This is a genomic window from Enterococcus sp. AAFC-DPL-6103 (genome assembly GCF_058216595.1).
The window spans coordinates 188,602-206,259 of record NZ_CM177102.1; the positions used below are offsets into that span (position 1 = coordinate 188,602).

At 37.0% G+C, this 17,658-nt stretch carries 18 protein-coding genes; 13 read left to right on the plus strand and 5 right to left on the minus strand.

Annotated elements, in window-relative coordinates:
• The first annotated feature begins 6 nt into the window (after positions 1-6).
• Positions 7-849 carry a sugar phosphate isomerase/epimerase family protein gene (locus AC4BC3_RS00955; protein ID WP_490466722.1) on the plus strand — a complete coding sequence of 281 codons (843 nt, stop codon included), beginning with the start codon at positions 7-9 and terminating at the stop codon, positions 847-849.
• Positions 850-957: 108 nt separating this feature from the next.
• The gene (locus tag AC4BC3_RS00960; RefSeq protein ID WP_206907449.1) at positions 958-1,857 is read left to right on the plus strand and encodes an AraC family transcriptional regulator; all 900 of its coding nucleotides are present in this window, start codon (positions 958-960) and stop codon (positions 1,855-1,857) included.
• Between the two features lie 105 nt (positions 1,858-1,962).
• Here the strand turns inward: AC4BC3_RS00960 and AC4BC3_RS00965 are convergent, their stop codons facing one another.
• Complete coding sequence (locus tag AC4BC3_RS00965) at positions 1,963-2,832, minus strand: helix-turn-helix domain-containing protein (protein WP_490466723.1); 870 nt, start codon at positions 2,830-2,832, stop codon at positions 1,963-1,965.
• Positions 2,833-2,979: 147 nt separating this feature from the next.
• Here AC4BC3_RS00965 and rhaB point away from each other — a divergent pair, with 147 nt between their 5' ends.
• The 10 genes from rhaB (at position 2,980) to AC4BC3_RS01015 (ending at position 12,388) form a co-directional block, all read left to right on the plus strand.
• Positions 2,980-4,428 carry a rhamnulokinase gene (rhaB, locus tag AC4BC3_RS00970; RefSeq protein WP_490466724.1) on the plus strand — a complete coding sequence of 483 codons (1,449 nt, stop codon included), beginning with the start codon at positions 2,980-2,982 and terminating at the stop codon, positions 4,426-4,428.
• Positions 4,425-5,681, plus strand: a complete 1,257-nt coding sequence (gene rhaA, locus AC4BC3_RS00975; protein WP_490466725.1) for an L-rhamnose isomerase — start codon at positions 4,425-4,427, stop codon at positions 5,679-5,681. The genes rhaB and rhaA overlap by 4 nt, the downstream gene beginning before the upstream one ends.
• 12 nt (positions 5,682-5,693) lie before the next feature.
• Positions 5,694-6,539, plus strand: coding sequence for a rhamnulose-1-phosphate aldolase (rhaD, locus tag AC4BC3_RS00980; RefSeq protein ID WP_206910163.1), 846 nt, complete (start codon positions 5,694-5,696; stop codon positions 6,537-6,539).
• Position 6,540: 1 nt separating this feature from the next.
• Positions 6,541-6,852 carry an L-rhamnose mutarotase gene (gene rhaM / locus AC4BC3_RS00985; protein ID WP_206910162.1) on the plus strand — a complete coding sequence of 104 codons (312 nt, stop codon included), beginning with the start codon at positions 6,541-6,543 and terminating at the stop codon, positions 6,850-6,852.
• A gap of 55 nt (positions 6,853-6,907) precedes the next feature.
• Positions 6,908-8,059 (plus strand): lactaldehyde reductase, encoded by a 1,152-nt coding sequence (fucO, locus tag AC4BC3_RS00990; protein WP_490466726.1) that lies wholly within the window; start codon positions 6,908-6,910, stop codon positions 8,057-8,059.
• Between the two features lie 126 nt (positions 8,060-8,185).
• Positions 8,186-8,947: an IclR family transcriptional regulator gene (locus AC4BC3_RS00995; RefSeq protein WP_490466727.1), complete on the plus strand. Its 762-nt coding sequence runs from the start codon at positions 8,186-8,188 to the stop codon at positions 8,945-8,947.
• Positions 8,948-9,045: 98 nt separating this feature from the next.
• Positions 9,046-9,690, plus strand: a complete 645-nt coding sequence (locus AC4BC3_RS01000) for a bifunctional 4-hydroxy-2-oxoglutarate aldolase/2-dehydro-3-deoxy-phosphogluconate aldolase (RefSeq protein ID WP_490466728.1) — start codon at positions 9,046-9,048, stop codon at positions 9,688-9,690.
• Positions 9,691-9,696: 6 nt separating this feature from the next.
• Entirely contained in the window at positions 9,697-10,704 is a 1,008-nt protein-coding gene (locus AC4BC3_RS01005) for a PfkB family carbohydrate kinase (RefSeq protein WP_490467270.1), read from the plus strand.
• 14 nt (positions 10,705-10,718) lie between these two features.
• Positions 10,719-11,561 carry a 5-dehydro-4-deoxy-D-glucuronate isomerase gene (kduI, locus tag AC4BC3_RS01010; protein ID WP_490466729.1) on the plus strand — a complete coding sequence of 281 codons (843 nt, stop codon included), beginning with the start codon at positions 10,719-10,721 and terminating at the stop codon, positions 11,559-11,561.
• Between the two features lie 23 nt (positions 11,562-11,584).
• The gene (locus AC4BC3_RS01015) at positions 11,585-12,388 is read left to right on the plus strand and encodes a gluconate 5-dehydrogenase (protein WP_490466730.1); all 804 of its coding nucleotides are present in this window, start codon (positions 11,585-11,587) and stop codon (positions 12,386-12,388) included.
• A 218-nt stretch (positions 12,389-12,606) separates the two neighbouring features.
• On the opposite strand, the gene fni is transcribed toward AC4BC3_RS01015, so the two are convergent.
• The 4 genes from fni to mvk are packed head-to-tail and all read right to left on the minus strand — an operon-like array spanning position 12,607 to position 16,665.
• Complete coding sequence (gene fni / locus AC4BC3_RS01020) at positions 12,607-13,650, minus strand: type 2 isopentenyl-diphosphate Delta-isomerase (protein WP_490466731.1); 1,044 nt, start codon at positions 13,648-13,650, stop codon at positions 12,607-12,609.
• Complete coding sequence (locus AC4BC3_RS01025) at positions 13,647-14,732, minus strand: phosphomevalonate kinase (RefSeq protein ID WP_206910149.1); 1,086 nt, start codon at positions 14,730-14,732, stop codon at positions 13,647-13,649. The genes fni and AC4BC3_RS01025 overlap by 4 nt, the downstream gene beginning before the upstream one ends.
• 12 nt (positions 14,733-14,744) lie before the next feature.
• Complete coding sequence (mvaD, locus tag AC4BC3_RS01030; RefSeq protein WP_490466732.1) at positions 14,745-15,722, minus strand: diphosphomevalonate decarboxylase; 978 nt, start codon at positions 15,720-15,722, stop codon at positions 14,745-14,747.
• The gene (mvk, locus tag AC4BC3_RS01035) at positions 15,715-16,665 is read right to left on the minus strand and encodes a mevalonate kinase (RefSeq protein ID WP_490466733.1); all 951 of its coding nucleotides are present in this window, start codon (positions 16,663-16,665) and stop codon (positions 15,715-15,717) included. Before mvk ends, mvaD begins: the two co-directional genes overlap by 8 nt.
• 330 nt (positions 16,666-16,995) lie before the next feature.
• Between mvk and AC4BC3_RS01040 the strand changes: the two genes are divergently transcribed.
• Complete coding sequence (locus AC4BC3_RS01040) at positions 16,996-17,655, plus strand: deoxynucleoside kinase (RefSeq protein WP_490466734.1); 660 nt, start codon at positions 16,996-16,998, stop codon at positions 17,653-17,655.
• Positions 17,656-17,658 lie beyond the last annotated feature (3 nt).

The window sequence follows — 17,658 nt, forward strand, 5'->3', positions numbered from 1 at the left end:
AAGAAAATGTTAAATCTAACGATACGTGGACATGATCTTTCTGGTGTTCATACAGCCGAAGAACTGGCTAGAAAAACAAGTGATCAAGGAGTGCATACACTACAACTAGCGTTGGGACTATCTTTTAAAGGACTCAATTCCGATGCTTCTGCCATCAATGCCGGGATGGGTAATTTTATGAGGCGGACATTATTGCAAGAAAATGTTCATATAGGTATTTTGAGTTGTTATATCAATATGATTCATCCGGATTTAGAAGTCAGGGAACAGTTGTTACTCAAATTTGAACATTATTTACAGTATGCTACTTCTTTTGGTGCCGCTATAGTTGCCACAGAGACAGGTTGTGTTTTTCCAGAAATACGTTATACAGAAGAAAATTTTACAGACAAAGCTTTTGAAACTGCAGTTACGGTAATCCGTCGATTAGTGAATGCAGGAGAAAAGTACAACATGGTGGTAGGAATCGAACCGGGTTTGAACCATCCAATCTATTCGCTAGAACGTGTTTGTCAGCTAATTGAAGCTGTAGATTCTGATTATTTAGGCATCATTTTAGACCCAACGAACCTGATTAGTAGTGATAATTATCAACAACAAGTCCAACTTGTAGAAAGCGCCTTTGATTCATTTGGCGAAAAGATATGTGCGGTTCATTTAAAAGACTTTATTGTAGAAAAACAACAAATTATACCTGTAAATTTGGGTGAAGGAATGATGGACTATCAAAAAATCATAAAGCTGATTGCACAGAAGAAGCCTTATTTATTTGTTGTTTTGGAGGAGACAAAGGACCGAGCTATTCAACGTGCCGTTAAGTTAATTGAGGACTCATATTCGTTTGGATAAAAGTTACTAGCCAATGAATCAAGAGAGCGATACTTAAGAGGAAAGTAAAATGGGCTATGATATTGTTTATTCACCATTGAATAAACGAGGCTTTGGGAGGGACGATCAATGAATCAAAAAAAAATAAATGGTGAACAAGTCAATACGATGGTGTCAAATCAATATGAAATTTATCATGTGAAAAATGTCGTTAGCCAAAGTCAAACACTTTATCATTATCATGATTTTTATGAAGTCCATGCAACTTTGAAAGGGAAAGCAACTTTTTACTTGAACGGCCGACAATTTACGATTGAAGAAGGAAATATTTTGTTGATCCATTCCAATGACTTACATCGTATTGTTCGCCAATCCTCAGACGTTTTTGAGAGAGTATACATATTTATTACATCCTCATTTTTAGAAAGTCGATCTACACAATGGTCTAATCTAACTTCTTGTTTTAAACCACTGGGGGATAAGCGGAGCCGTATCTTGAAAGTCCCTCCTAAATTATTAAGAGAAAAATTAGCCTTTATTGATTATCCACCTAATAAACAGAGTTATGGAGAGGATATTAAATATGAACAAACATTAGTGGATTACTTTATTTTTTTGAATAGGATCGTTCAAAAAGAAGAACAGACTCACGTAGAAAATGCCGTGATTCTGAATGAACGAGTTGAACAAATGCTAGAATATATCTCAAAAAATTTGTCACATCCACTGACTCTAGAAGAGATGGAAAAAAAGTTTTTTGTAAGTAAATATCACATTACAAGAGAATTCAAAAAATATACAGGTTTTACGTTCCATCAGTATGTTATGAAAAAGAAATTACTTTATGCGAAACAACTATTAAAAGAATATCATAGCTCTAGTGCTATTTATAGTAAATGTGGGTTTACATCTTATCCACATTTTCTAAAAGCTTTTAAAAAAGAATTCGGACTGACACCGAAAGAATTTTTAAAACGGAATACGCAAAATCAGATTGTTCATTATGAACATTTTGAAGATGAGCGGTGAAAATCAATTCAAAAGAAATCGTCACACCTGCAAAAAGAACTTGTAGGTGTGACGATTTCTTTTCTTTTTTGTGTTCTTAAACAGTTCAGGAACAATCTCATATTTTTAATTAAATTGCCGAAATTCTCTTGGGGAGCGTCCGGTCTTTCGCTTAAATAGCCGACTAAAGTACGCAAAATTATCTATCCCTATCTCTTCGGCTATCGCACGAATCGTAAAGTCTGTATAGCGAAGTAAATCTTTTGCATAAGACAATTTTTTATTAATTAAATAATCAATTGGTGGAGATCCAATAAATTTAGAAAAGTCTTTACTTATCTGATACTTATTCAGTAAAAATCGCTGCTCTAATTGTCTTAAAGTAATATTTTCTCTGAAGTGTTCATCTAAGTAGTGCTGTAAATCACGAATGTAGTTTGGAATATCTTCTTCTTTGAAATCCAATTGATATTTTTGCAAAATCAGTTCATTAAGTAACTCGTGGATGACTAACGAAGATTGAAATTCAGTACGTGTATTTGCTTGTTGTTGTGTATGTATCAGTTCGGTTATTAACTGGTGAATTTTGTTATCGAATGGATCAGTTGGTGTATGAAAAATTGGCTGGCCATCTTTGATGAATTCTTCATAAAAATAAGCAACATTGCTACCGTTAAAATGAACCCAATCCATTTCCCAAGGTGTGTCACTGATTGTTTGGTAATATTGATATTCCTGACAATCAATGAAGAAAATATCCCCTGCACATAAATGATACTTGTTTTCTTTATAAAGCAGCATACCTTCGCCAGACAACGTAAATTTAATCAAGTAAGAAGGTAGGTTTGTTCGCTCAGTGTAGTAAGGAATAGATGCTTTGAAATGTCCAATCTCTTGAATATAAAAAAATAAATTTTGACTTCTTTGAGTGGGCGTCAAAATAACGCGACAAGAATCTTCTGACCAAGTATGATTTGCTTTTTCCCAGTAATTCATCTCTTTCTCCTTTTTATCAAGATAGTGCAATTGTAAACCAATATAGTGTGCAGAGAAATGTCTATAGTTGTACTATAATTGCCTTATTCAACAAATGATAACGCTTACTAAAAGGCGTAATAATGATTAGTAAAGAAGAGGTGGAAAATGAAATCAGCATTTGTTGCAATCGATATTGGTGCCTCTAGTGGAAGAGTTATCGTTAGCTGGCAAAATGTGCAAGGTCGATTGTGTCTAGAAGAAGTTCATCGATTTAAAAATGGATTTATAAAAAAACAGGGACATGAGCGCTGGCAAATGGATTATCTGATTCAAGAAATTTTGATAGGTTTAGAGAAAGTCAAGAAAGTTGGAATAGAGTCATGCTTTGTTGGGATTGATACTTGGGCGGTAGACTATTGTCTGATAAATAAGCATGGGGAGCGGATGGCGGAACCAATTGTTTATCGAGATTCGCGAACAAAACTAGCTGTTCAAAACTTTGCGCAAGGATATCCATTAGCAAAACTATATCAGAAAACAGGTATTCAGATTCAACCATTTAATACATTATTCCAGTTATTTGTGGAGGAGAAGAGTGTCTTAAAAGAAGCAGATAAATTGTTATTGATACCTGACTATTTAGGATATGTTTTAACGGAGAAAATGGTCACAGAAAAAACAAATGCGTCGACTATGCAGTTATTAAATGTCGAAACAAAAATTTGGGATGAAGACTTATTAACCATTTTGGATATTGATAAAAAGTTGTTTGCTCCATTAGTGGATCCAGGCACAATTTTAGGTCCAGTGAAAAAAATAAATTTTCCTAATTATGATTTACCAGATGCAACAGTAATCAATGTTGCAAGTCATGATACAGCTTCTGCTATTTTAGGGACTCCTGGAAGCAATGACACATGGGCATATTTAAGTAGTGGCACGTGGTCATTGTTAGGAATTGAAACAACTAAATTCGAATTATCAAAACAAGCTTTTGATGAAAATTATAGTAATGAATGGGGAGCCAATCAATCGGTTCGCTTTTTAAAAAATATTATGGGGATGTGGTTGATTCAAGAAGTTGCTCGTTTACAAAAGTATCGTTATTCTTATGCACAACTTGCTGAACTAGCTTGCAAAGAAGAACCACTTCAACAAATCATTGATATCAATGATGTACGTTTTTTGAATCCACAAAATATGATTGAAGAGTTACAAGATTATTGTGTCGAAACCAATCAAAAAATACCAAAAACAGCAGGTGAAATTGCGCGGTGTGTCTATGACAATCTAGCATTATGTTATGCAAAAGAATTAACAAAACTCCAACAGTTGACCAAACAAGAATTACAAAAAATTGTGATTGTCGGAGGTGGAACAAACAATCATCTACTAAATCAACTGACAGCAGATTATGCAGGTATTGTTGTAGAGTCTGGACCAGAAGAGGCGACTGCTATTGGCAATATTTTGCAACAAATGCTTAGCGTTGGTGAATTTGCAACAGTTGAAGAAGCACGTGAAGAAGTTCGAAAATCATTTCCTAGTCAATTTTTTTATCCGGAAAAGCAACAACTAAAGTATTTAACAAGTGATGGAGGAGTAAGCAAATGAAGACAGTTGAAAAAAATTATGCGTACGCAAAAGAAAAATATGCAGAAATCGGCGTAGATACAGATGAAGTCCTTGAGCAGATGCAAAAGGTTAAGATTTCTGTTCATTGCTGGCAAGGTGATGATGTAAAAGGTTTTTTAAATCCTGATGGCGAACTAACAGGTGGCATTATGGCAACAGGAGATCAACCTGGTGTAGCGCGAACACCAACGGAGTTGCGTCAAGATTTAGAAATCGCTTATTCCTTGATTCCTGGCAAACATAAACTGAATTTACATGCGATTTATCTCGATACACAAGAGTCAGTGGAGTTAAATCAACTTGAACCTAAACATTTTCAAAAGTGGGTTGATTGGGCAAAAGAAACTGGATTAGGTCTTGATTTTAATCCTACTTTTTTTTCACACCCAATGATGAAGGACGGCTTTACATTGGCACATCCTGATGAAAACGTTCGTCAATATTGGATTGAGCATGGCAAGAGGTGTCGAAAAATTGCAGAGTATTTTGGAAAAGAAACAGGTCAAACGTGTATCAATAATTTTTGGGTACCTGATGGAATGAAGGATCTTCCGATTGATCGCTTCACTCCGCGGCAACGTTTGATGGAATCACTAGATGAAATTTTTAAAGAGAAGCTAAACGAAATAGATGTGCAAGATGCGGTGGAGAGTAAATTATTCGGTTTAGGGGCAGAAGCATATACTGTCGGTTCGCATGAATTTTATTTAGGTTACGGACTTACTAGGGATAAATTGATTTGCTTGGATGCTGGACATTTTCACCCGACAGAAGTGATTTCCAATAAATTATCCGCTTTAGCTTTGTTTAGTAAAGGGCTGATGTTACATGTGAGTCGACCAGTGCGTTGGGATTCTGATCATGTTGTTTTGATGGACGACGAATTGCAAGAAATTGCAAAAGAATTAGTCCGTGGTGATTTACTTGAAAAAACGAACATTGGTCTTGATTTTTTTGATGCAACAATCAATCGAGTTGCAGCTTGGGTTATTGGAACACGTAATACGCAAAAGGCATTGATGAAAGCAATGTTAGAGCCAATACAACAATTAAAGAAATGGGAAAATAATTTTGATTTTACTACACGAATGGCGTATACCGAAGAGCTTAAAGATTTTCCTTATGCGGATGTTTGGAATTATTTTTGTTATCAAAATGATGTTCCAATTGGTTTAGATTGGCTTGAAGTCGTTAACAACTATCAAAAAGAAGTTTTAGATTTAAGAAAGTAGTAGGTGATCATAGTGAAAAAATTATCAATTCTACAAGCTCCTTTTGTTCAAGAAATGATGAAAACAACAGCGAATCTTTATCGTTTGGGGTGGGATGAACGAAATGGTGGGAATATTTCCTATTTGCTGAAGGAAGAAGAAATAACGCCATTTTTAACGACGACGGATGTACTTCGAAAGATTCCAATGGATTTTAAGACAGAGAAGTTAGCTGGATGTTATTTTATTGTGACAGGATCGGGTAGGTATTTTAAAAATGTTTGTGAGGAACCAGCAGAAAATTTAGGTATTGTACGAGTATCAGAGGATGGACGGTCGCTAGATTTATTATGGGGATTAGAAAATGATGCTTTACCAACAAGTGAGTTACCTAGTCATTTAATGAGTCATTGCGCACGATTGTCTGTTGACCCAGAACACCGTATTATCATGCATAATCATGCGACGCACTTACTAGCGATGAGTTTCACTCATTCATTAGACGAAAGAGAGTTTACGCGTACGTTATGGCAGATGTGTACAGAATGTTTAGTTGTATTTCCAGAAGGGGTTTCGATTCTTCCTTGGATGGTGCCAGGTAGCAATGAGATTGGGGAGGCTACTGCAAAAAAAATGAAAAAAACACGTCTGGTTTTGTGGCCACAACATGGAATTTATGGTGCAGGAAAAGAGATGGATGAAGTGTTTGGCTTGATTGAAACAGCTGAAAAGGCAGCAAAAGTGTATACCTATGTGTGCGCGCAGGGGGGGATACAACAAACAATTACAGACGAAGATCTATGGCGTTTATCAGAGACCTTTGGGGTATCACCAAGAGAGGGTTTCTTGAATGTTTCTCAAGATAAAGTGGGTGTCTAGAGTGCCCGTAAAAGTATTTTGTATGAGAATCTATCCGGATAAACAAGAAGAGTACCAAGATAGACATGAGCACCTGTGGCCTGAAATGCGACTTGCCTTACGAGAACACGGAGTAGTAAATTATACTATTTATCTTGAACCAAGTAGTTCTACTTTATTTGCTTATCTTGAAATAACAGATGAGGTACTTTGGCTAAAAATGGCAAATACGCCCATCAATCAAAAATGGTGGAAATACATGGAAGACATCATGGAAACGAATGTTGATGCATCACCGATTAATTGGGAGTTAAAACCAGTGTTCCAGCTTTAGGGATCATGCAGGCTATTTTAGTATGAATCCAACTGTAAATAAGGAGGGAAATAGAATGAGTAAACGAATGGTTTTAAATGAAACAGCCTATTTTGGCAAAGGGGCAATTAAGTCAATTGTGTCAGAATTTCAAAAACGAGGATTTAAAAAAGCATTAGTGGTTACCGATAAAGGCTTGATTGAGCATAAAGTAGCCACTAAAGTAACAGAACATTTAGATGCTGCGGATATTGCTTATGAGATTTATGAAGATATTACTCCAAACCCTACTATCCAGCAAGTACAAGTTGGTGTAGCTTTTGCAAAAAAAATAGTTGCAGATTGTTTAATTGCTATCGGAGGAGGCTCACCAATTGATACAGCCAAAGCAATTGGTATCATTGTAAATAATCCAGAATTTTCAGATGTCGTCAGCTTAGAGGGAGTAGCCGATACACAAAGGCCCTGCTTACCTATTTTGGCTGTACCAACAACTTCTGGTACTGCTGCAGAAGTAACCATAAATTACGTAATCACCGATGAAAATAATCATCGTAAATTTGTATGTGTTGATCCGCATGATATTCCAATTGTAGCGTTTATTGACAGTGATCTCATGATGGGGATGCCTTCAAAATTAGCCGCATCAACGGGTATGGATGCTATGACACATGCAATTGAAGGTTTTATTACAAAAAATGCTTGGGAAATGACAGATATGCTTCACTTAAAAGCAATTGAAATCATCGGTCATGCTTTAGAAGCATCTGTCAATGGTGAACAAACTGGTCGTGAAAAAATGGCATTAGGTCAGTATATTGCTGGGATGGGCTTTTCAAATGTGGGGTTAGGATTGGTTCATGGAATGGCGCATCCTTTAAGCGCTTGGTATGACATTCCTCATGGCGTAGCTTGTGCCACTTTGTTACCAACGGTGATGAAATACAATAAAAACGAAACTGGCGAAAAGTATCGTGAAATTGCACTTGCCTTAGAAATTACTGAAGCAAAAGAGATGGCTTTAGAAGAAGTAAGAGAAGCAGCTTGTAGAGAAATCAATCGTTTAAGCCAAGCTGTCGGAATTCCAGCGACTATTTCAGAATTGGGTGTGAAAGAAGAGGATATTCCAGCAATTGCAGAAGATGCTTTACGTGATGTATGTACACCAGGCAATCCAAAAGAAACATCATTGGAAGATATTGTCGCTCTTTATCGGAGTTTGATGTAAATCGTAAAAAAATGGAGGTATTTTTCTTATTGAGAAAGAAAAGTATCTCTTTGTTCCATGGTTGGTTCTTTTAATATTTGACCACTTCCGCTATAATTTTCCTATAAAGAAACGGGAGTGTACAATATGGAAAATAAAAAACCTTATGGAACAGTTTTGATTAAAGCATCATCTATTTTAGATTATTTAGCAGAAACGCCAGATTCTTCCTTACAAGAAATTGCTAAAGGCACAGGAATGACTGCTTCTACTGCTTTAAAAATTTTAGATACATTAACTTTAATAGGATACACAAATAAAAACGTTGACAAAAATTATCGTCTAGGCAGTAAATTTATCCGTTATGCGAATAAAAGTATTGAAGAGCAAGATTTAGTGGAAGCAACGCGGCCGTATCTTGAACAACTCCAAGACACAATTGATGAAACCATTCATCTAGGAGTTTTAAATAATGAAGAAATTTTATACGTCAATAAACTAGAAGCGAAAAATCAAACGATCCGAATGTCTTCAAAAATCGGAGTGACTAGACCACTCTATAGTTCTGCTATGGGAAAAGCCGTACTGGCCGAGTTTGATGAGGAACAATATGATGCATATTTGACGAAGCATCCGCTCGTTCCATTTACGGAGTATACGATTACTAATCCATTACGTTTAAAAAGTGAGATTGAAAAAGTACAACAATCCAAAATTGCTTATGATGACGAAGAAATGGAACAAGATATCTTTTGTATCGGAGCAGCTATTGTCAAAAATGAAGAAATTATTGGTGCTTTTAGTATCAGTATGCCCAAATATCGTTTAACAGGTGAAATTAAAAATCAAATTGTGGCAACGGTAAAGCAAACGAAACAAAAAATAGAAGAAACCTTAACGAAAAAATGAAAAAGCGTTTGCATTTTTTCTTTTCTCCTTTATAATACGAGTATAGATTTCCAAATTATAAAACTTAATTTCTAAATAGGAAATAAGGGGTGGGGAAAATGAAAAAATTTGATATTTTATCTCGATTGAAAAATGCCGGTGTGATTGCTGTAGTTCGTGGAAAAACAAGTGAAGAAGCTCTGAATGCTTGTCATGCAATTATCAAAGGTGGCTTAACAGGAATCGAGCTTACGTTTACTGTGCCACAAGCAGATCAAGTTATCAAAGAACTTTTAGCAACGTATCAAGAACAAGAAGAGATTGTCATTGGAGCTGGAACGGTTTTAGATGCAGTAACTGCTCGTTTAGCGATTTTAGCTGGTGCAGAATATATTGTTAGTCCATGTTTTGATAAAGAAACGGCGGAGTTATGTAATTTATATCAAGTGCCTTATTTACCAGGGTGTATGACGATTGATGAAATCAAAACAGCACTGAAGAGTGGTGTAGATATCGTGAAATTATTTCCAGGTAGTGCATTTGGTCCAAGTATTGTTTCGGCATTTAAAGCACCTATGCCACAAGTCAACATTATGCCAACTGGTGGTGTAAGTTTAGAAAATATGCAGGACTGGTTTGATGCTGGTGTGGTAACTGTGGGTGTGGGTGGTAATTTACTTGCGCCAGCTGCTACAGGTGATTTTGAGAAAGTGACAGAAGTAGCAAAGCAATACGCAGCGAAAATGAAAGAAATCACGGGGTAATTCATGATGGGGAAAGTGGTCACTCTTGGAGAAATCATGTTGCGGTTATCGACAACTCAAGGAACACGTATCATAAAAAGTGAACAGTTCAGAGCTGATTATGGTGGCGGCGAAGCTAATGTTGCTATCTCATTAGCAAATTATGGACATGAAACCATTTTTGCTAGTAAAGTTCCGACTCATGCACTAGGCGACGCAGTTCAGAAATATCTTCAAAGCTATGGTGTGTCAACAAATTACTTGTTACGCGGTGGTAAGCGATTAGGGACATATTACATGGAGGCTGGAGTTGGAGAGCGAGCAGCCTCAGTCATTTATGATCGAGCGGGTTCCAGCTTTGCGACAATGACAGAAATTGAATGGTCATTAAAAAATTTATTTGAAGGCGTTGACATCTTCCACGTCTCTGGAATCACACCTGCTTTGTCTATCAAATGGCAGCAGATGACAAAAAGATTGATGGAAGTGGCGAAAGAAGCAGGATGTTTGATTAGTTTTGACATCAATTATCGCGGAAAACTATGGTCGCAAGAAGAAGCAAGCCAAGTAATCAAGCAATTGCTACCTTTAGTAGATATTTGTTCAGCTGGAGAAATGGATGCGCTTTACTTGTTGGGAGTAAATCAAGCACCAGAAGAAGAAATAGAACCTCTGATTTATTATTATCAAAAAATGCAAGAGAAGTTCCCAACGATTAAAGCATTCTATTCAACTAAAAGAAAAGTTTATTCAGCTAGCGCAAATCAACTAGTAGGAACCTTATGGATGGACGAAACTTATTTTGAATCACAAGTTCATGAAATCGAACCGATCGTTGATCGTGTTGGAGGTGGTGATGCTTTTGCTGGGGGGATATTACATGGTATATTGTCGGGCATGTCGCCGCAGGAAATAATCAACTTTGCGACAGCTGCGTCCGCGTTAAAACATACGGTTCATGGTGATTGCAATCAATTCAGTCAAGAAGAAGTCATACAATTTTTAACCTGTGGTTCTGGAAAAATTATACGATAGGGAGAGTATTTATTATGCAAGAAATGAAAACACGTTATACACATAGTCCGAAAGATATCCGTCACTATTCTACGGAACAGTTACGAGATGAATTTTTAGTTGAAAAAGTATTTGTTCCTGGAGAAATTCGTTTGACTTATACGCACAACGATCGCATGATTTTTGGCGGAGTGACACCTACAACAACTACTTTAGAAATCAAATTAGATAAAGAACTAGGTGTTGACTATTTCTTAGAGCGTCGTGAATTAGGTGTCATCAATATTGGTGGTCCTGGTTTTATTGAAATTGACGGACAAAAAGAATCGATGCAAAAACAAGATGGTTACTACATTGGGAAAGAAACGAAAGAAGTAATTTTTTCTTCTGAAGATGCTGAAAATCCAGCAAAATTTTATTTGAGTAGCGCACCAGCGCATCATAAATATCCCAATGTAAAAATTGGTATTGATCAAATCAAGCCAATGGAAACGGGTGAAGGTGTTACATTGAATGAACGAAAAATTTATCAATACATTCATCCAAATGTTTGCGAAAGTTGTCAGCTTCAAATGGGTTATACGATTTTAGAACCAGGTAGTGCTTGGAATACTATGCCTTGCCATACGCATGAACGTCGAATGGAAGCGTATGTTTACTTTGATTATGCAAATGACGACACTCGTGTATTCCATATGATGGGTAAACCAGATGAAACAAAACATTTGGTGGTTGCAAATGAACAAGCAGTTATTTCACCAAGTTGGTCGATCCACTCAGGTGTTGGGACAAGTAACTATTCATTTATTTGGGCAATGTGTGGAGAAAATATCACTTATACAGATATGGATATGGTTCAAATGGATCAATTAAAATAAACCAATATAAAGGAGAAATCATTATGGATTTTACAATGGATAGCTTTCGATTAGATGGAAAAGTTGCACTTGTTACAGGTGCGGTTTATGGAATTGGTTTTGAGATTGCTCGTGCATTAGCATCAGCAGGTGCAACAATCGTTTTTAATAATTTGACACAAGAATCTGTTGATGAGGGAATCAAACACTATCAAGAAGCTGGTATTGATGCAAAAGGATATGTTTGTGATGTAACGGATGAAGAAGCTGTTCAAGCGATGACAAAACAAATTAAAGAAGAGGTTGGTTCGGTAGATATTTTGGTGAACAATGCGGGAATCATCAAGCGAACACCAATGATTGAAATGAGTGCTGCGGATTTTCGACAAGTCATTGATGTTGATCTAAATGCACCATTTATCGTAGCAAAAGCTGTTATCCCAGATATGATTGAAAAGGGTGGCGGGAAAATTATCAATATTTGTTCGATGATGAGTGAGCTAGGTCGTGAAACTGTTAGTGCATATGCTGCTGCAAAAGGCGGTTTGAAGATGTTAACAAAGAACATCGCTTCTGAGTATGGACCATACAACATTCAATGTAATGGTATTGGCCCTGGATATATTGCAACGCCACAAACAGCGCCCCTTAGAGAACTACAAGAAAATGGCGAACGCCATCCATTCGATCAATTTATCGTAGGGAGAACACCCGCTGCACGTTGGGGTGAACCGAGTGATTTAGCTGGACCCGCAATTTTTCTTGCTTCAGGTGCTTCAGATTTTGTTAATGGACACATCTTATATGTAGATGGTGGAATTTTGGCATATATTGGTAAGCAACCATAGGGAAATAGCAGATTCTTTCTTTCAATTAAACTAAAAAGTGTCTGGAACATACTCAATTTGAGTATGTTCCAGACACTTTTTTTGCGAATACACGGTGTCCTAAAAGCTACTTTGTGGGAAACTATGCCGAATAATCTCGAATAGGTATAACAACTATTCTGGGATGAAGCTTGTTCCTCAACGTTGATCGATTTTAGCTTAATATAGTTTAAGAACAGTTATTTTCGACGTCCGTATTTTACTAAAGATATTTCTCTAGCTTCACACCAATCTTTGACGGCACCAGAAAAAATAAGTGACTGATACTTTAAATCATTTGTTGTTCTAGCACCAACTAAAGTATAGAGCAACCTTAGTTCTTCTTGCCATTGCTTAATCAATGAAATGGTTTCTTCTACGCCGTGATTCATTAGGTGTGTTAAAACTGTACCAGAAGTACCAGCAGCTTGAGCACCTAAACAAAGAGCTTTGAAAATATCATATGCAGAACGTATACCGCCAGAGGCAAGCACCTCAACAGTAGCATTGGCTTCGTGTGCTTCGAGTAATGAGGTGACGGTTGACTGTCCCCAGTCAGCAAGATAAGTTAATTCACGGTTTTTTCGACGAGCATTTTCAATTTGAGTAAAGCTAGTACCGCCACGTCCACTGACATCAATGGTTTTGACACCGATTTGTGCGAGTTGTTCGATTGTTTCACGTGTCATACCGAAACCAACTTCCTTTACGATTAAAGGTACGCTGATCGTTTGCTGAATTTCTTGAATCAATGTCAACCAGTTTGAAAAGTCACGGTCCCCTTCAGGCATGACTAATTCTTGAGGAGCATTGAGATGGATTTGCAAAGCGTCTGCATGGAACAATTGGATCGCTTCTTGTGCTTTTTCAGCAGAAGTTCCAGCACCAATATTAGCAAGAATCTTTCCTTCAGGATATTCTTCACGCATCACGGCATAACTGTCAATTAAACTTGAATCTTTCAAAGCAGCACTAACTGAACCTGTTGCAATCATCAAATCAGTTTCTCGCGCAACAATTGCGAGGTCACGATTGATTTTTTTTGTTTTTTCGCTACCACCCGTGATAGCGTTGATATAAAACGGACTGGTCAAGGTAAAGTCAGCAACATTCGTTGATAAGTCGACATCCGTTGTCGCTAATTGTGGCAACGCAGTATGAACGAGGTGAACAGAGTCAAATTCATTTTTTTGCTTATTATGAAAAGCCTTAGCTAATGAAACGTGTTCGTCTTTTCGATTCATGATTGGTCCTTTCTTCGATAACTATAAACGTGAAGTGGAAGTGGTGTGATTTCTGCATTTTCCCATGCACTCATTAGTGGTAAAATCCCAGATTTTTGATCAACGATCACGATTCCACAATCACCACCACCAGCGCCAGAGGACTTAGCAGCACCTTCGTATTCTTCTGCTAAGTTACATAATTCATTTAACGCGGGTGTTTCAATCACCACACCGGTAACGTTAGATAAGTTACGTAATAATTGCCGATTGTGCCGAATTTGTTTTTGAATTAGAGCAACATCGTTCTGCTTGAATCCTTGAATCATTTTATTGACGCAACTTTCGCTATTGCTAAGAAATATTTCATAAGCAGACCTTTTGTCTTCTCGTGAACGATGAACTTGATCAACTAAATCAGAAGTAGAAGCTGGGCTGCCGGTCCAACCAATGAGCAACCGTAAATCTTTTGGTGCTTCAAGGGGCTCAATCGAAAGTCCCGGCCAATCCATTGCAAGTAATTCACTAATTGTGTGTTGTTTTTCTTGTTGTTGGACCCAACGATGATCAAAAGTCGAAAAAGCAATCCAACCACCATAACAACTAGCGGCAATATCCCCGCAAGAGCCATTGTCTTGAACAGCTAAATTTGCTAGGGCAGCAATTTTAAAAATTTCCAACTGGCTTAGGTGCAAATCATAAAAAATATTTAATGCTTTAACAGTTGCCACTGTCACTGCGCCGCTTGAACCAAGACCATATTTTCGACCATTTGAACTATCCAACTCGCTGGTTACTTTCAAGTCATAAAAAGAAAGTAAACTGTTTTTTTCTTGGGCATATTTTTCAGTTAACCGAATTGCTGCCAAAATATAATGAAATGGATTTTCTCGAATATCTAAAACTAGCTCCCCATTTCTTCTAGTCCAGCGAATCGGCATCTCACTATATTGAGCAGACTGGATACTTCCCACTTTTCTCGCCGCTTCGACTGTTACTGTGACAAATTGGTCAACAGCCACGATGATGGCAGGATGCCCAGTTTCTACAACTGCATACTCACCAGCAATGTAAAGTTTTCCCGGTGCAGATACTTCAATCATAAAAATCTCCCTTTACTTGATAATCGTCATTCCAGAACCTGCTTGGGCTGAAACGACTTGTTTTTTGCTAAATAAATGACTACAAGCTGTTTTGACTGCAGCGACATGTTTTTTTTCAACTAAAATTTTTACATTTGGACCAGCATCCATTGTAAAGTAACATGGAATGCCTTGTTTTCTCAAATTACGGACCGCTTGCATGGCTTTTAAACTATCAGGAGACCAATAAGTAAATGGTGGGTTCGCTGCTAGTGTAGTTCCATGCATCTTTAATGCGTTTCGTTCCATTGTTTCACCTAAAGATTGGAAATTTTTGTCGGCAATTGCTTGTTTTAACTGAGCTAAATCTGCATCTAGTGAGTCAAGCCAACCTTTATAAAAGCTTGAAGTTTCAACTGTGCGACGCATGCCATCCCGACTAGAAACGTCTTTTTGCTGATCGTTTAGTAGTAAAAAGACCATAGCTAGATCATCTTCAAAACCATCAGAAGGAATTTGCTTTGCATAGGAGGTAAGATCGTCAACTCCTTTTTCCCACTCAACAAATCCGCCGTAAATACTCCGACAAGCTGAACCAGAGCCTCGACGAGCTAATCGAGATAATCCTGTCTTATCTAAACCTAATTGAAGTGCTTCATTACAAGCACCAGCTAACGCAGCTAAGCCACTCGCCGAGGAAGCAAGTCCTGCAGCTGTAGGAACAAAATTCTGACTGATAACTTTCGCGTTGAGCGTTGTTTGGCCTTTTTCTCGTACGAGATCGAGAAAAGTACTTATTTTTTTCGTTGCTTTGTCATTTTGTTGCTCACCATCCAAATAAAATTCATCCTTTGTGAAAGTATCAGAGAAAATAACTTCTGTTTCAGTATAAAAAGCATCTAGTGTAAGGGATAAACTATTATTCATTGGTAAAATGAGCTCTTCATCTTTTTTTCCCCAATATTTGATGAGCGCAATATTCGTGTAAGCACGAGCTTTTCCTTTAAACATGGGTATGTACTCCTAATCCTTGAATCCAAGTAGCTACAGCACCAGCATCTTCCAAAGCGGTACAAATTGCTTGGGCTTCTGTTTTTGTTTTAGCAAGAGCGAGCATGCAACCACCGCGTCCGCCCCCAGTTAATTTTGCTCCCAAAGCACCAGCAGTTAACGCTGTTTCAATCAACAAATCTAGAAAGTGATTACTGATTGTTAATTCTCTCAAAGTCACTTGTGCAAGATTCATGACTTGTGCTAAATTTTCGGGATCATTCTCGATAATTGCTTGTTTTGCTTTTTGTGTGAGTTGTCCTAATTGTTGAATTTTTTGTCCAGTTTTGTGTGAGTTTTTTTCAAATAAATGAGCGACATCTTTAACAGCTTCACGTGTCTGTCCTTTGATTCCAGTATCAGCAACAATCAAAAAAGCATCCAAATTGATTGTGAAATACTCGAAAGGTTGCCCTTTAACAAAATAGATTGGATTATGACTACTGGTAGCAGCAGCATCGATGCCACTTGGGTTGCCATGAGCAATCTTTTCAGAAATCTGAACATAGCTTAACAACGTTTCATGTGTGAATGAAAGTGAAAGATAATCATAAAAAGCGCGTGTGATTGCTACTGCCACGGCAGCACTAGATCCCATTCCGCGTTCAGAAGGTATCGTACTTTCAATAGTGAGACTGATTGACTCCTTGATACCGTGATCTTGTTTTAACTGTGTGACTAAAACTTTGATATTTTTGAGTGATTGTGGTGCATGAATCAATTTTCCTACATAATAAGCTGAAAACAATTGATCTTGATTGACGTCTTCAACTAACGTTTCAAATTGTGCAGTGACTTTCGTTGCATAGAAGGGAAAGGCAATTGCCGGTTCACCATATACAACGGCATGCTCACCCATCAAGATAATTTTTCCACTTGATTCCCCTTGGCCATAGTTTGCCATAACTTAACTCCTTTTCCTCACATAACAGTAACTTTTAGACAAAAAATAAAGCGCCCTAAATAGTTGCGCTACTCAACGAGAATTTGGTTTAATACTATAGAAAAAAAACAAACCAAAAATCATTTCCTCCTTATTTTACTAAATCCGCTCAATAAGTAAAACCAAGAATACGTTTTCTAACCAAAAATCACTGTTTTCTTAAGAATTTTTTTTAGTTTTTCGTCAAATAATTTCAAATGAATTCTATTTGACACTACTAGATATTGGGGGTATATTTAAAAAGATTGAAAAACATATACAATATTTAGTGATGAAGTGAGTTGGAGGTAAATGAGCGTGATCGTTTTAGCTGGTACAATTGGCGCAGGAAAGTCAAGTTTAACAGAAATGATAGCTGAAGAATTTAATAGTCAGGCTTTTTATGAATCAATCGATGATAATGAAGTATTACCTTTGTTTTATGCTAACCCTGAGCAATATGCTTTTTTATTACAAATTTATTTTTTAAATAAACGTTTTGCAAGTATTAAACAAGCAATGAAGGATGATAACAATGTTTTGGATCGTTCAATTTATGAAGACTCTTTATTGTTCCATTTGAATGCAGATTTAGGAAGAGCGACAGAGACAGAAGTGCGTGTCTATGATGAATTACTAGAAAATATGATGGAAGAATTACCATATGCAGCGCATAAAAAAAATCCTGATCTACTGATTCATATTCGCGTTTCTTTTGATACCATGTTGGAGCGAATCGAAAAGCGTGGCCGTTCGTATGAACAATTATCCTTTGATCCATCTTTATATGACTATTATCAAGAATTAAATCGTCGATATGATCGATGGTACGAAGACTATGATGAAAGTCCTAAGATTCAAATCGATGGAGATCGTTATAATTTTGTCGAAGATCCACAGGCAAAAGAAGAAGTCATCCGACTTGTGAAAGAAAAATTAGCGGAAATTCGTCAAGAACAACTTGTATATTAAACA